Annotated in this window: 14 protein-coding genes; 5 read left to right on the top strand and 9 right to left on the bottom strand. The window is 63.5% G+C overall.

What is annotated here, in order from left to right:
- The 9 genes from PTE30175_RS26315 to PTE30175_RS26275 all read right to left on the bottom strand — a co-directional run.
- A partial coding sequence (locus PTE30175_RS26315; RefSeq protein ID WP_150700020.1) for a two-partner secretion domain-containing protein occupies positions 1 to 1,473 on the bottom strand: 1,473 nt, incomplete at its 3' end.
- A gap of 356 nt (positions 1,474 to 1,829) precedes the next feature.
- The gene (locus PTE30175_RS26310; protein ID WP_150700019.1) at positions 1,830 to 2,210 is read right to left on the bottom strand and encodes a hypothetical protein; all 381 of its coding nucleotides are present in this window, start codon (positions 2,208 to 2,210) and stop codon (positions 1,830 to 1,832) included.
- A 565-nt stretch (positions 2,211 to 2,775) separates the two neighbouring features.
- A complete protein-coding gene (locus PTE30175_RS26305; protein WP_224788989.1) occupies positions 2,776 to 3,144 on the bottom strand; it encodes a hypothetical protein in 369 nt (122 codons plus the stop codon).
- Between the two features lie 292 nt (positions 3,145 to 3,436).
- Positions 3,437 to 4,249 carry a phosphonate ABC transporter, permease protein PhnE gene (gene phnE / locus PTE30175_RS26300; RefSeq protein WP_150700018.1) on the bottom strand — a complete coding sequence of 271 codons (813 nt, stop codon included), beginning with the start codon at positions 4,247 to 4,249 and terminating at the stop codon, positions 3,437 to 3,439.
- Between the two features lie 105 nt (positions 4,250 to 4,354).
- The gene (gene phnD / locus PTE30175_RS26295) at positions 4,355 to 5,320 is read right to left on the bottom strand and encodes a phosphonate ABC transporter substrate-binding protein (RefSeq protein ID WP_150700017.1); all 966 of its coding nucleotides are present in this window, start codon (positions 5,318 to 5,320) and stop codon (positions 4,355 to 4,357) included.
- 17 nt (positions 5,321 to 5,337) lie between these two features.
- Positions 5,338 to 6,198 carry a phosphonate ABC transporter ATP-binding protein gene (gene phnC, locus PTE30175_RS26290; protein ID WP_150700016.1) on the bottom strand — a complete coding sequence of 287 codons (861 nt, stop codon included), beginning with the start codon at positions 6,196 to 6,198 and terminating at the stop codon, positions 5,338 to 5,340.
- Between the two features lie 155 nt (positions 6,199 to 6,353).
- The gene (locus PTE30175_RS26285) at positions 6,354 to 7,109 is read right to left on the bottom strand and encodes a DeoR/GlpR family DNA-binding transcription regulator (protein ID WP_150700015.1); all 756 of its coding nucleotides are present in this window, start codon (positions 7,107 to 7,109) and stop codon (positions 6,354 to 6,356) included.
- A gap of 106 nt (positions 7,110 to 7,215) precedes the next feature.
- Positions 7,216 to 7,830 (bottom strand): LysE family translocator, encoded by a 615-nt coding sequence (locus tag PTE30175_RS26280; protein ID WP_150700014.1) that lies wholly within the window; start codon positions 7,828 to 7,830, stop codon positions 7,216 to 7,218.
- Between the two features lie 140 nt (positions 7,831 to 7,970).
- Entirely contained in the window at positions 7,971 to 9,953 is a 1,983-nt protein-coding gene (locus PTE30175_RS26275; RefSeq protein WP_150700013.1) for a monovalent cation:proton antiporter family protein, read from the bottom strand.
- A 209-nt stretch (positions 9,954 to 10,162) separates the two neighbouring features.
- Here PTE30175_RS26275 and PTE30175_RS26270 point away from each other — a divergent pair, with 209 nt between their 5' ends.
- The 5 genes from PTE30175_RS26270 (at position 10,163) to lptB (ending at position 13,859) form a co-directional block, all read left to right on the top strand.
- Positions 10,163 to 11,146, top strand: a complete 984-nt coding sequence (locus PTE30175_RS26270) for a KpsF/GutQ family sugar-phosphate isomerase (RefSeq protein ID WP_150700012.1) — start codon at positions 10,163 to 10,165, stop codon at positions 11,144 to 11,146.
- Entirely contained in the window at positions 11,143 to 11,685 is a 543-nt protein-coding gene (locus PTE30175_RS26265) for a KdsC family phosphatase (protein ID WP_150700011.1), read from the top strand. The genes PTE30175_RS26270 and PTE30175_RS26265 overlap by 4 nt, the downstream gene beginning before the upstream one ends.
- Before the next feature lie 9 nt (positions 11,686 to 11,694).
- A complete protein-coding gene (lptC, locus tag PTE30175_RS26260; protein ID WP_150700010.1) occupies positions 11,695 to 12,312 on the top strand; it encodes an LPS export ABC transporter periplasmic protein LptC in 618 nt (205 codons plus the stop codon).
- Positions 12,313 to 12,436: 124 nt separating this feature from the next.
- Complete coding sequence (gene lptA / locus PTE30175_RS26255; protein WP_150700026.1) at positions 12,437 to 13,075, top strand: lipopolysaccharide transport periplasmic protein LptA; 639 nt, start codon at positions 12,437 to 12,439, stop codon at positions 13,073 to 13,075.
- On the top strand, positions 13,068 to 13,859 hold the full coding sequence (lptB, locus tag PTE30175_RS26250; RefSeq protein WP_150700009.1) for an LPS export ABC transporter ATP-binding protein: 792 nt from the start codon (positions 13,068 to 13,070) through the stop codon (positions 13,857 to 13,859). The genes lptA and lptB overlap by 8 nt, the downstream gene beginning before the upstream one ends.
- The last annotated feature ends 57 nt before the right edge of the window (positions 13,860 to 13,916 follow it).

Below are 13,916 nucleotides of genomic sequence, written 5' to 3'. Positions count from 1 at the left end.
ATCCAGCGAGGCGCCTTGCAGCGCGACATCGCCCGCCGCCCAGTGCCGGCCGGTGGCGACGAGCGCCCCGTCGGCCGCAAGCCGCAGGTTGCCGGCCTCGGCCGACGTGTCCGGCTGACCCGGTTGGCCCGACTGAGCGGGTTGAGCGGGTTGAGCCGATTGAGCCGATTGAGCCGATTGCGCCGGTTGACCGTTCACATCGACACCCGCCGCAAACCAGCCGCGCGAGGCGATGCGCTGCGCCGACAGCACGACATGCCGGCCTGCGGCCCACGCGCCGCTATGCGTGAGCCCGCCGCCAATGCGCGCGGTCACGTCGCGCACGGCGTACAGCGTGCCTGCGTTATCCACGTCGCCGCCGCTTGCGATCTCGATGTCGCGCCCTGAGGAGATCGTGCCGGTGTTGCCGATGCCGCCGGCGGCGTTGAGCGACATGTCCTCCGTCGCGTGCACCCGGCCCGTCACCGTCAGAAGGCCGGATGCCGACAGGTGAAACTCCTGCGCCGCGACGTGTCCGCCCACGTTGACGCCCACGCCGCGCTCCGAGCCGATCAGGCGGATCTTGCCCGCGTACATGCCGCCCAGGTGCGAGATGTCGAGCCCGAATTCCGGCTTGCCGTCGGCGCCGGCCAGGCTCGAGCGCACCAGGAATGTCCGCGCGTCCACCTCGTTCAGGCCCGTGACCAGATCGAGCTTGCCCGCGTGGATCAAGGCGTTCAACTGAATCGCGCGCGCCAGCAGCGCGGCCCCCTCCAGATTGCGCGCATTGAGCCCCGCCCCGTTGATGCGCAGCGTGCCGCCCTTGACGCGAAACGCTTCGAGCGAGCCGGTGCCGCCGAACACCGGCTCGCCGGTGGTGAGCACGCCGCGCGAGGTGTTGATGAAGCCGCAGCCGTTGCAGGTGAGGCCATTCGGGTTGGCGACGACCACCTCGGCGCGCGGGCCGGCCACTTCGAGATAGCCGTTGAGCGTCGACGGCAGGGCGCTCGTCACCTCGTTGACGATCACCGCGGCGCTGCCGCCGCCCAGATTCGGATTGCCCGGCACCCAGCCGCCGAGCTGCGTCGGCACGCTGGTCGGCGCGTTGTTCAAAATCGCGCCGGGCGTGCCGACATCGAACCGTTCATAGGCGTTGTGCGATACGCCGCCGGGCGTGGGCGCCGTAATGTCCACCAGCGGCACGCCGTTGGGCGCCGCGTGCACGCCCGGTGACGATGGCCCCGCGCCCGTATCCGGCACGATCTGTGCGATGGCCATGTGCGGCAAGACCAGCATCGCCGCCGTCGCCCACAGTGCCGCAGCGCGCCCCAGGGAACGTTGACCACCGGCACGTTGCCCACTGGTACCCCCGCCGCTGGCACGCCGGCCGCTACGGCTCAGTCCCGGCGACTGGCCGGAAGTAACAAATTCCGCCACCGCCAGCCACTGGCTGCGCACAGGATTGAAAACCAAACGATAACAACGAGCGTTCATGCCGATCTCGGTTCATGGCGCGGCTGCTACATGTCAGAGCCAACCGCGCGGGGAAACGGACGGCCGCCGGGGGGCACGGCTGCAGAAAAATGCGATGTATCAAACGGCGCGCCCACGGTCACGCCAAGCCATCAGAATGTGGCTACGAACCGAACGAAAAACGGCGAGGATTGTGACAGAAGGCGCAAGCGTTGTTAGCCGGCAATTCCATCAACGCCCGACATTTCGGAATTATCTTTATCGAAAACGGGATTTAACTACCGAAAACCGACACGATTCCGTTCGGTGCACGTGAGCGACCGTCACGGCCAAAATAATGAGGTTGAAACGAATTCGTAACAGGAGGTGCAGCCGAGCTATTTCGCTGCTTCTTTGCTCACGGAGAACCCTATCTCCCGGATCGAATAAATGGAATCCGCACCACACATGCATATTCCCATTCCCAGCGACGCAACCTGAATGTTCTGATATAGCATCGAGACGAAAGCAACGCCCAATCCTGCAATCGTCGTCGCGATCGAGAATTTTTCCGTGCTTATCCCAAATATCGTTCTTGCCTGAGGCTGAAATTTGAAGATGATGCGACAACACACAACCCATATCAGTGAAATTGGGAGATAGGTGAGCAGCGCGGGGATGTACGCCGACAAGAGCGTCGAATTTCCGGTTCCCAAAAATCCGGCTGTAATAAGAAAAAGGGAGAAGTACCATAAAAAACGTTGATGGTATTTTTTCATATGCAACTCAATCAAATATTCACCGGAAAATTCGATCAACCATCGCCATCGTCGCCCTGATTGGGTGATTGAATATTCTCCGCTACATACGTACATCCTTCATTGCTCCGAAAGCGCTAGCGAAGCGTTCGACGACCACAGGCAAATGCTCGGTCGTCAGCGTCGTGTTGTAACGCATCGTGAGGGGCAAGGCGAGCGTAAGCGGGATCTCGCATCACGCCTATCGAAAATCGATCACTTATTTCTGAAACTGAACATTTTGTCGCTGTGGCAACGGAATCTTTCGACGCGTCATGCCAAGACGACCACGCGCTTTGCGGAGTCGAAAAAGGACCGCAATGATCCAGCCATCAGCGTGTGGCCAGGAACCGAATGGAAAACGGCGGGGATTGCGACAGAAGGTGAGAGCGTTGACGGCCAGCGTTCCCGCAGACACTCAATCTTTCGGAATTTTCTCTATCGAAAACGGGATTTAGCTACTGGATACGAACACGAGTCCGTTCAGTGCATGACAGCGCCAAGCCCATCGGGTTGGCGCCCTACTTCACGAAAGCGCGTACGAAACTCAGTCGTTCAATATCGCGACAGCCTGCGATCCGTAACGCACCACATAACCGCCGTGCTCACGCTGCCACTCGCGCGCGGTCGCCTCATCGGGAAACCACGTCTTCTCATAGTCGCCAAACGCGCCGAGATCGAAGCGATACCGGTCGAGCATTGCGCCGTCCGTCTGGTCAATGGCAGCCTTGCACGCCTCCCAGCGCGCGAAGCCGAGTTCTGCAGCGAGCGTGTGCAGCATGTGCTTCAACTGCAACGCCTCACGCTCCGCAAAGAGCGCCGTCAGCTTGGCATGCGGCGTCACACCGGCGGCCAGGACACGACGCAGCACCGGCAGCGCGCTGCTGGCCCTGTCGCCGTGAACGTCATTGAGCATACGGCGCGCATAGCGTCGCAGAAAGTCACTGTGCAGCGTTGCCGAGGCGGACGCAGAAGACCGCGGGGATGATTCAGGGTTTTCGAGAGACCACATAACGATCCTTTTTTCCATTACGCCGGTCTCGCTACGGCAAACAGGTCAAAGTCGTTGTGTGACGGCTTTTGCAGATGATGCGCCCCAAGGAACGCTTCAAGACGACAGGTGCGTGGGCTTTCGCGAGAACGGGCGCCCTGTCGCGCCCGTTCGCATTATAAGACAACCGCGCGAGTCTGGTCAGACAGCAAGCGCTTCAGATAACAAGCTTGCGCACGCGTGCGGAGAACACGTCGATGCACGTGACGACGACAATCATGATCAGCATGACGGCGCACGTCTGCGCATACTGAAAGCTGCGGATGACTTCGTACAGTACGACGCCAATGCCACCCGCGCCGACCATGCCGACGACCGAAGCGGAACGCACATTCGACTCAAAGCGATACAACGTGTACGAAATCCACAGCGGCATGACTTGCGGCAGCACACCGTAAAGAATCTCATCGATCGCCCGCGCGCCAGTAGCGCGTACGCCTTCGACAGGACGCGGATCGATCGCCTCGACGGCTTCGGCGAACAGCTTCGACAACGTCCCGGTCGTATGAATCCACAGCGCCAACACACCGGCGAACGGACCAAGTCCCACGGCCACGATGAACAACATCGCGAACACCATCTCGTTGATGGCGCGGCAAGCGTCCATGATCCGGCGTACCGGTTGATACACCCACGCCGGCACCACGTTCGAGGCGGACAGCAGACCGCACGGCACAGAACACACGACGGCGAGCACAGTGCCCCACACGGCGATGTGGATCGTCACGAGCATCTCGCTCACATACACGCGCCAATCATGAAAATCGGGCGGGAAGAAGTCGTGCGCGAACTGGCCCATGTTGCCCGAGTCGCGCAGCAGATCAAGCGGACGCATGTCGGCGCCCTGCCACGACCACGCGAGCACCAGGAAGAAGACGCCCCATCCGACAAGCGACAGCAGCGAGCGCTTGGGCGGCTCGCCCGGCAGACGGCCCATGCCGTTCGTAGTCTGGGAAACGTTGGAATTCATGATCAGACTCGTTGAAGATGCATTGCAAAAAACGTTGCATGAAATGGAGAAACGGACGCCACCAGGGCGTCCGTCATGCCGGCACACGCCGGCTTCGGCAGGCGCTTACTGCGCCTTGCCGACTTGCTGTTGCAACGCGGCGAGCTTGGCGTCGATTTCGGCAACCTGGACCTTCTTCTTGTCGGCGTCGAGGTTGGCGTCGCTTTCGATCTTCTGCTTCTGCTTGAACAGTTCCAACTGACGAATCGGCAGCAATTGCGCGTTCGTCGAAGCACGGAAGCCGCCGTAGTTGTAGATGTTCTTCAGCACTTCCTTCTCGTGCGCGTCCTTGCCGTAGTTGAGGAAGAAATCACGCAGCTTGGTCTTCGTCGCTTCCGGCAGATCGCGACGCCACACGAGCGGATCCGAGGCGATCAACGGCGACTTCCACAACACCTGGATCTGGTTGTACTTCTCCGGCTGCTGGGCCTTGAGCTTGTCCAGCTCTTCGGTGTTGTTCGTTGCAACGTCGACTTGCTTGTTAAGCACTGCCATCAGGTTCGCGCCGTGATTCGAACTGCGCGCGGACTTGAAGAACGTTTTCGGATCGATGTTGTTCTTTGCGAACACGTAATAGCTCGGCACCAGCGTGCCCGACGTCGACTCCGGATCGCCCAGGCCGAAATCGATCTTCTTGCCGTTCTTGAGCACGTCGTCGAGCGTCTTGTACGGGCTCGCCTTGTTGGCGATCAGCAGCGAGTAGTAGCCCTCGCTGCCATCGGCGTACATGATCTTGGCGAAGACTTCACCTTGCGCGCGGTCCACGGCGTCCATGGCCGCCTTGTTGCCGAACCATGCGAGTTGAACCTTGTTGAAGCGCATGCCTTCGATCACGCCCGAGTAGTCGGTGGCGAAGAACGGCGTGATCTTGATGCCGGTCGCCTTCTGCATGTCGTCGATCAACGGCTGCCAACGTTGACGCAGCGCGGCGCTCGAATCGGTCGAGATGATGCCGAAGTTGATTTCCTCGGCGTGGGCCGCCAGGGCGGTCAACATGGCCGCGCCGGCAAGAAGGGATTTCCAGAGTTTCATGACGTATAGCTCCTGGGTCAGGTCAGACTCAATGACATCGAGGTGAGGAATGCATCTTCGGCACCGGCCACAGGGGCCGCGCCTTCGGATTCGGCGCCGGGTTCGCCGAGCAACTCGGCGGCCTGCACCCCGTAAAGCCGGCGCAGCAGGTTCGGCGTCAACGCATCGGACGGGCCGTCGTACACGACCTTGCCGTTATGCAGGGCGACAGTGCGCGTGCAATAGCGCATCGCGACGTCGACCTGATGCAGCGAAACGAGTACGGTCAGCTTGTGGTCGCGGTTCATGCGCGCCAGCATGTCCATTACCTTGCGGGCCGACTCGGGGTCGAGCGATGCAATCGGTTCGTCTGCCAAAATGATCTTGGCGCCCTGCACCAGCGTGCGGGCGAGCGCGGCGCGCTGCTGCTGGCCGCCCGAAAGCGTGCTGGCGCGTTGCCAGGCCAGATCCGCAATACCGACTTCGGCAAGCGCCGCCAGCGCGGCCTGCTTCTCAGGCGCAGTGAAACGGAACATCAGGCTGCGCCACAGCGGTACGCGGGCGAGCAAACCCGTCAGGACATTGGTGATGACCGGCAGGCGGCCCACGAGATTGAATTGCTGGAACACGAAGCCGATGTCGCTGCGGATCTTGCGCACTTCGTGCACGATGCGGCCATCTCTCTGGATCGGTCGGCCGAGAATATCGATGCCGCCCGGCTGCGGGTCGGCGGGCACAAAGCCCGCGATATGGCGCATGAGCGTGGATTTGCCCGAGCCCGACGCGCCGATGAGCGCGACCATTTCGCCAGGCATGATGCGCAATGCCACTTCGTCCAGCGCGCGGCGGCCGTTGCTGAATGTCTTCGAGAGACGCTCGATGCGGATTGCTTCGTCCACGATTCACCTGTCGGTCGTAAGCCGGCCGGCTGTCGGGAGGGACGAATTTCGGGGGGTGTCCTGCCGAGCGCGACTAGCTGTTTTGTGGCATTTTTTGCCAAAAGTGACCGCAGTCTAAGAAGACAGGATGACAGGACAGTGACAAACGGGAAGTGTTACGCGATCAGCAATTCCGGTCCGCGCTGACGCAACGCTTGCAGCATCGCCTTGTTCGGCGCCGCGTCGGAGACGAGGTAGCGCGCCGCCTCGAAATGACGAATACGCACGGGCGTCACCCGGCCGAACTTCGTGTGGTCGGCGACGACCACGGGGACGTTCGCACAGAGCAGCATGCGGGCACGCAGTTCTGCGGCAGCCCGGTTGAAATCGGTGACCTCGCCATCTTCGGTCACGCCGCCTACGCCGACAAACGCAAAGTCCGCGTGGTACTGCGCGATCTGATTGATGGCATCCCAGCCCTGCACAGCATCTTCGTTGTCCTGCAGCTCGCCGCCGAGCACGGTGACCCGGTTATCGTGATGGCGGCCGAGCAGCCGCGCAATCTGCCAGTCGTTCGTATAGATGATGAGCCGGTGCTTGGCAAGCAATGCCTGCGCGACTGCACGCGTCGTAGTGCCGTAATCGATGATGACCGACGCGCCGTCGGGCACGAGTTCGGCCGCCCGCACGCCAATCGCCCGTTTACCGACGGCATTGACGTTCTCGCGCAGCGTCCAGTCCGGTTCGCTGCGATCGGCGGCCAGCGCGCCGCCGTGCGTCATCAGCAACAGCCCCCGCGACGCCAGCGTGTTGAGGTCCCGGCGCACGGTCTCGCGCGACACGCCAAGTTCTCGCACGAGATCGCTGATGGCCAGCGCGCCGGTCTTGGCGAGCTGTTCGAGCACAAATTGTTGTCGTTGTTCGGCAAGCATGTTCGGACGGAAAAGGCGATGGGGGGATTCAGTCAACGTACAACGGGCCGCATGTTCTCACATGCAAGACAAACCCGGCGCAATCGTCAGCGCCGGTCACAAACCCTCAACCGGGCAGCGCGACGCGAATGCCGAGGCCGATGAACGTGGCCCCGGCCAGGCGGTCGAGCCAGCGTCCGGTCCCCGGACGGCGTTTGAGCCAGCCGCCGAGCGAGCCCGCGAACAAGCCGAACGCGCTGAACACGACGGCCGTCTGCGCCATGAACACAAGGCCGAGCAGGAACATCTGCCAGCCCGCGTGCGTTGCGCCCGGATTCACGAATTGCGGCAGGAACACCAGGAAGAAAAGCGTCACTTTGGGATTCATCATATTGCCGAGTACGCTTTGCCGAAAGACGGTCCACAACGGCACGCCTTGCGCTTCCTGCGCGACGGACAATCCGCCGCGCGCCGTCACTGCCTTGAAACCGATCCAGACCAGATACGCTGCGCCCGCGAGCTTGATCGCGTGGAATGCCCATTCGGACGAACGCAGCACGGCGGCCATGCCGACAGCCGCGATGGTCGTATGAAACAGGCAGCCGGCGGCGAAACCGAGCGCGGCCGCCACGCCCGCACGGCGGCCCTGCGCGATACCGCGCGCGAGGACCTGCATGTTGTCAGGGCCGGGCGCGAACGTGATCGCGACGGAGGCAAGCAGGAACAGCCAGACATTGGGCATCGCAACTCTCTCTCAATGGGAACGGCGGATTCAACACCAACACGGATGCAGCGAACAAGCCTTGCCGGCATATGCGCGCATTATGCCAAAGGCGGATGTCCCTCGTATGGCGGGCGCAATCGGCGGCCGGCGTTCGTCCTTCAGCTTCGTCCGTGCAGCCGTTCTTCGGCCTCGGCCAGTTTCTCGGGCATGCCGCGCAGTACCACGATGTCCTCGGCCATCAAACGCGTCTCCGGCGCGGGCTCTATGCCGCGAATGCCATGCCGGCGGATCGCCGTGACCGTCACACCCAGCTTTTCCAGTGCGAGTTCGCCGAGCGTGCGGCCGACGCCATCGGAATTCGGTGTGAGCGGCACGGATTGCAGGCGCACCTGTTCGCGCTCGCCGCCTTCATCGTCGTCATCCAAGCCGTGAAAGTAGCCGCGCAGCAGGCTGTAGCGTGCGTTACGCGCCTGCGCAACACGGCGCAGCACGCGCCGCATCGGCACGCCCAACAGCACCAGCGCATGCGAGGCGAGCATCAGGCTCCCCTCGACAATTTCAGGCACGACTTCGGTGGCGCCCGCGGCGAGCAGATCGTCGATGCTGGTGTCGTCGACGGTGCGCACGACCACCGGCAGCGTCGGTTCGAGCGTCTGCACCTGCGCGAGCACCTTGAGCGCGGCGGGCGTGCTGTCGTACGTCACCACGACCGCCGCGGCTCGGTGAACCCCGGCCGCGATCAACGCCTCGCGCCGCGCCGCATCGCCGAACACGACCGCCTCGCCCGAACTTGCCGCTTCCATCACGCGGTCCGGATCGAGATCGAGCGCCACATAACCAATACCCTCCTGCTCCAGCATGCGCGCCAGATTCTGTCCGCAGCGCCCGTACCCGCAAATGATCACGTGGCCGGACGTCTTCATGCTCTGCGTCGCGATCTTCGTCATCTGCAACGACTGCATCATCCATTCGTTGGCGACGAAGCGCAGCGCAATGCGGTCGGCATTGATGATCAGGAACGGCGCGCAAAGCATCGAGAGCAGCATGCCGGCAAGCACCGCCTGCGACAGCGCCGGGTCGAGCAATTCGCGCGCGATGATCACGTTGAGCAGCACGAAGCCGAATTCCCCGGCTTGCGCCAGGCCCAGGCCGGTTCGGATCGCCACGCCGGGCGGGCTGCCGAAAACGCGCGCGAGCCCGGCAATCAGGGTGAATTTGACGACCAGCGGCCCGACAAAGAACGCCAGTACCAGCCAAGGCGATTGGATCACGATCGCCGGGTTGAGCAGCATGCCTGTCGTGATGAAGAAAAGCCCGAGCAAGACGTCGCGAAACGGCTTGATGTCGTCTTCCACCTGATGGCGGAACGGTGTCTCGGCGATCAGCATCCCCGCGATGAACGCGCCGAGCGCCATCGACAGCCCCAGGTGTTCGGTGATCGAGGCCAGGCCCAGCGCGAGCAGCAGCAGGTTGAGCATGAAAAGCTCCTGCGAGCGGCGCGCGGCGACGATGTGAAACCAGCGCCCGACCAGCTTTTGTCCCACCCACAGCAGCAGGGCCAACGCCCCGGAGATTTTCAGGGCGGCAAGCGACAGCGCGAGCATCAGCGCCTTGGGATTGCCGCCGAGGGCGGAAATCACGATCAGCAACGGCACCACGGCCAGATCCTGGAACAGCAGCACGCCCATGATGTTGCGGCCGTGCTCCTTCTCCAGTTCGAGGCGTTCCGAGAGCATTTTGCTGACGATCGCGGTCGACGACATCGCCAACGCGCCGCCCAGGGCGACCGACGCCTGCCAGGAGAACGACCAGAACAAATTGACGAGCGCACCCACGCCGACGGCCACGGCCAGCGTGCCAAACACCTGCGAGACGCCGAGGCCGAGGACGACCCGCCGCATCGTCTTGAGCTTGGGCAGGGAAAATTCGAGCCCGATGGAGAACATCAGGAACACCACGCCGAACTCGGCCAGATACTGCACGCGCTGCGAATCGGCAGCCAGTCCCAGCGAATGCGGCCCGATGATGATCCCGACGCTCAGGTAGCCGAGCATCGGCGGCAGGTGCAATATCCGAAATAGCACCACGCCCACGCATGCGGCGAACAGGAGGACGAGAGTCAGTTCAAGCGGGGATGCCATCGATGCGTAAGGTTCCAGTGGAATGCGTGGTGCGCGCGGGCGCCGGGGCGCGCCCCGCCAGTGTACCCGGGCGCCTTGAAAACCGCGTGAACGCAAGCCCCGTGCCAGCCGAACCACGCTGGATGCGTACCGGACGCGGGCGGAAGGCCGCCGAGCCAGCACTGGCGCGGCTATCCTCGGGTTCTCCCGGGTTTTGCTATACTCCGCGCATGATAGCGAAAATCAATTCAGGCCGGGCGCTCGAGCTTGCCCGCGGGGTGTTGCGCATCGAAGCCGACGCCATCGAACGCGTCGCCGCGCACCTTGACGACAGCTTTGCCGACGCCCTCGGCCTGCTGTTGGATTGTCGCGGCCGCGTGGTCGTGTCCGGCATGGGCAAATCGGGGCATATCGGCCGCAAGCTCGCCGCCACGTTCGCGAGCACCGGCACACCTGCCTTCTTTGTCCATCCGGCCGAGGCCAGCCACGGTGACCTGGGCATGATCACGGCCGACGACGTCGTCGTCGCCCTCTCGAATTCCGGCGAAACGGCCGAACTGGTCAGCATTCTCCCGCTGGTCAAGCGCACCGGCGCCAAGCTGATCGCGCTCACCGGCAACGACGCGTCGAGCCTCGCCAAGCTGGCCGACGTCCATCTCGACGCCCACGTCGAGAAGGAAGCCTGCCCGCTCAACCTCGCCCCGACCGCGAGCACCACCGCCGCGCTTGCGCTGGGCGACGCCCTGGCTGTCGTATTGCTCGAAGCGCGCGGTTTCGGCGCTGACGACTTCGCCCGCTCGCATCCGGGCGGCGCGCTCGGCCGCCGCCTGCTGACCTTCGTGCGCGACGTGATGCGGACCGGCGATCAGGTGCCGAGCGTGGGCCAGGAAGCCAGTCTGTCCGAAGCGCTGCTGGAGATCACTGCCAAGCGGCTCGGCATGACGGCCATCGTCGACAACGACGGCAAGGTCGTCGGTATCTTCACGGACGGCGACTTGCGCCGCCTGCTCGAGCGCACGCTGGATTTCCGCACGCTCAAGCTGACCGAGGTGATGACCATCAAACCGCGCACGATCGGGCCTGATCATCTCGCCGCCGAGGCGGCCGAACTGATGGAGCGCCACGGCATCACGCAATTGCTGGTCACCCTGCCCGACGGCACGCTGCAAGGCGCGCTGAACGTTCACGACCTGTTCGCAGCGAAGGTGGTATGAACGCGTTCCATGACAACACCCGCGCCACGGCCCGCGCGGCGCGTCTGCGCGTGATGGTCTTCGACGTCGACGGCGTCATGACCGACGGGCGCCTGCGCTACGGCCCCGAGGGGGAGACCATCAAGGCGTTCGATTCGCTCGACGGCCACGGCCTCAAGATGCTCGCCTCGACCGGCGTGACGCTCGCGATCATCACCGGCCGCAAATCCGGGATCGTCGCCAAACGCGCGGCCGATCTCGGCATTGAACATGTTTATCAGGGTGTCCACGACAAGCGCGAGGCCTTCGACCATCTGCGCACGGCGCTGGGCGTCGAAGAAGACGTCTGCGGCCACATGGGCGACGACTGGCCCGACCTGCCGGTACTCACGCGCGTCGGATTCGCCGCCGCCCCCGCCAACGCCCACGACGATGTGAAATCGCGCTGCCATTATGTGGCTGCGGCGGCAGGCGGCCGTGGCGCAGTGCGCGAGGTGTGCGATTTCGTGTTGCGTGCACAGGGCCACTACGACTGCCTGCTCGCGCAGGCGCTCGACTAAGGGCCCCGGATGCGACGCGCCAGCCCTGCTTCGTTGATCGCCGCCGCCTTGCTCGCGGCCATCGCCGCCGGCACCTACTGGATGGTTCAGCGCACGCTGCCGTCCGGCGGCGACAGCACGCCTTACGTCAAGCGCCACATCCCCGACTATTACGCCGACAGTCTCGTCATCTCGATGCTGTCGCCGACCGGCCAGACGCAGTACCGCGTCAACGCCGTGCATCTGGTGCACTTCGAAGACGATGCGACCACGGCCATGACATTGCCGGCCGTGCGCGCCTTCACGCCCGATCAGCCTGAAGTCACGGCGACCGGCAAGCGCGGCACGCTGAACGCGGACATGTCGATCGTCGATCTTTACGACGACGCCGTGGTCACGCGACAGCCCGGCCCGCGCGACCCGGAGATGCACGCGTTGTCCGAGCACTTCCAGGTGCTCGTGAACGAGGATATCGTCCGTACCGAAAAGCCGGTGCAGTTGTTCCGCGGTCAATCGGTCATGAACGCCAGCGGCATGATTTTCAATAACACCACGCGGGCCGTACAATTGCTCGGCAACGTACGCGGCACCATTCAGCCTGCCGAACTCGGCGCGCGCCCGCCTGCGCCTGCCGGCGCGAAACCATAGAGCCTCCATGACCGATCGTCCTTTTCTGCGACCCGTCCCCGCTGTCCGTTTCGGCACTTTCGGCCCTTTAGGCCCTTTAGGCCCGTTCAGCCGGATTCTGGCGACGCTCGGCCTGCTGTGCGCCATGATTGCGCCGGCCGCGCACGCCGAACACGCCGATCGCGACAAGCCGCTCAACATCGAATCGGACCGCATGACCTACGATGACCTGAAGCAGGTCAACATCTTCACCGGCAACGTGACGATGACCAAGGGCACGATCCTGCTCAAGGCCGAGCGTGTCGAAGTGACCCAGGATCCCGAGGGCTATCAGTACGCCACCGCCTTCGCCCGCGCCGGCGGTCTCGCCTATATGCGCCAGAAGCGCGATGGCGTCGACGAATACATCGATGGCTGGGGCGAGAAGATCAACTACAACGGCAAGACGGAAGTCGCGACGCTGACCACGCGCGCCGTGCTCAAACGCCTGGCCGGCGGCACCAAGGTGCTCGACGAAGTTCACGGCAGCGTGATCGTCTACGATACCTACAACGAGGTCTACACCGCCAATGGCGGCTCGGATCAGGTCAATCCGAACAATCCGAAGGGCCGTGTGCGCGCGACGCTCGCACCGCGCAACGCCGCGCAGCCGCTGGCCGGCAGCAGTGCCCCGGCCAGCGCGAAGCCTGCAGGCAATGCGTCCGGGGCCGCCGCGGCGCCGGCGCCCAGCGCCGACGGCATGCAGCTCAACCCCTCCAACCGCATCGGGAATCCGCGTGAATAATGCCGCCACCGCTGCCGAAACGGCAGCCGCCAAGCCGGGCAAGCAAAGCGCACTCGTCGTCCGGCAGTTGAAGAAACAGTATGGCGCCCGTACGGTCGTCAAAGACGTCTCGCTCGACGTGAAGAGCGGCGAGGTGGTCGGCCTGCTCGGCCCGAACGGCGCGGGCAAGACCACGTCGTTCTATATGATCGTCGGGCTCGTGCCGGCCGACGACGGCCAGATCATGCTCGACGGCGCCGCCATCGGTGAGCTGCCGATTCACGAACGCGCCCGCATGGGTGTGTCGTACCTGCCGCAGGAAGCGTCGGTGTTTCGCAAGCTGACGGTCGAACAGAACATACGCGCCGTGCTCGAACTGCAGATCGATCCGCAAGGCAAGCCGCTGAAGAAAGCAGAGATCGACAAACGCATTGAATCGCTGCTCGACGAACTCCAGGTCGCGCATCTGCGCGAGAACCCGGCGCTGTCGCTGTCGGGCGGCGAACGCCGCCGCGTCGAGATCGCCCGCGCGCTGGCCACGCAACCGCGTTTCATTCTGCTCGACGAACCGTTCGCGGGCGTCGACCCGATCGCCGTGCTCGAAATCCAGCGCATCGTACGGTTCCTGAAAGACCGTGGCATCGGTGTCCTGATCACCGACCACAACGTGCGTGAAACGCTGGGCATCTGCGATCACGCGTATATCATCAGCGAAGGCAGCGTCCTCGCTTCCGGCACACCGGACCAGATCGTATCCGACGAAAGCGTCCGTCGGGTTTATCTCGGCGAAAATTTCCGGATGTAAAGCGAAATTTCCGTGTGTATACCCTGCCCCGGATTCGGGCAGGGGGCGGTTCCGCTG

The sequence above is a fragment of the Pandoraea terrae genome (genome assembly GCF_902459695.1).
Classification (GTDB): domain Bacteria; phylum Pseudomonadota; class Gammaproteobacteria; order Burkholderiales; family Burkholderiaceae; genus Pandoraea; species Pandoraea terrae.
Note: the sequence above shows the minus strand (reverse complement) of the source record. Positions and strands in the feature narration are given on the sequence as shown.

Excerpts from the sequence above, each read along its gene's own strand:
- PTE30175_RS26265 (WP_150700011.1), top strand. The coding sequence starts at position 11,143 with ATGAACGCGTTCCATGACAACACCCGCGCCACGGCCCGCGCGGCGCGT.
- lptC (WP_150700010.1), top strand. The coding sequence starts at position 11,695 with ATGCGACGCGCCAGCCCTGCTTCGTTGATCGCCGCCGCCTTGCTCGCG.
- PTE30175_RS26305 (WP_224788989.1), bottom strand. The coding sequence starts at position 3,144 with ATGCTCAATGACGTTCACGGCGACAGGGCCAGCAGCGCGCTGCCGGTG.
- PTE30175_RS26275 (WP_150700013.1), bottom strand. The coding sequence starts at position 9,953 with ATGGCATCCCCGCTTGAACTGACTCTCGTCCTCCTGTTCGCCGCATGC.
- PTE30175_RS26280 (WP_150700014.1), bottom strand. The coding sequence starts at position 7,830 with ATGCCCAATGTCTGGCTGTTCCTGCTTGCCTCCGTCGCGATCACGTTC.
- PTE30175_RS26310 (WP_150700019.1), bottom strand. The coding sequence starts at position 2,210 with ATGAAAAAATACCATCAACGTTTTTTATGGTACTTCTCCCTTTTTCTT.
- PTE30175_RS26285 (WP_150700015.1), bottom strand. The coding sequence starts at position 7,109 with ATGCTTGCCGAACAACGACAACAATTTGTGCTCGAACAGCTCGCCAAG.
- phnE (WP_150700018.1), bottom strand. The coding sequence starts at position 4,249 with ATGAATTCCAACGTTTCCCAGACTACGAACGGCATGGGCCGTCTGCCG.
- phnD (WP_150700017.1), bottom strand. The coding sequence starts at position 5,320 with ATGAAACTCTGGAAATCCCTTCTTGCCGGCGCGGCCATGTTGACCGCC.
- lptA (WP_150700026.1), top strand. The coding sequence starts at position 12,437 with ATGATTGCGCCGGCCGCGCACGCCGAACACGCCGATCGCGACAAGCCG.
- PTE30175_RS26270 (WP_150700012.1), top strand. The coding sequence starts at position 10,163 with ATGATAGCGAAAATCAATTCAGGCCGGGCGCTCGAGCTTGCCCGCGGG.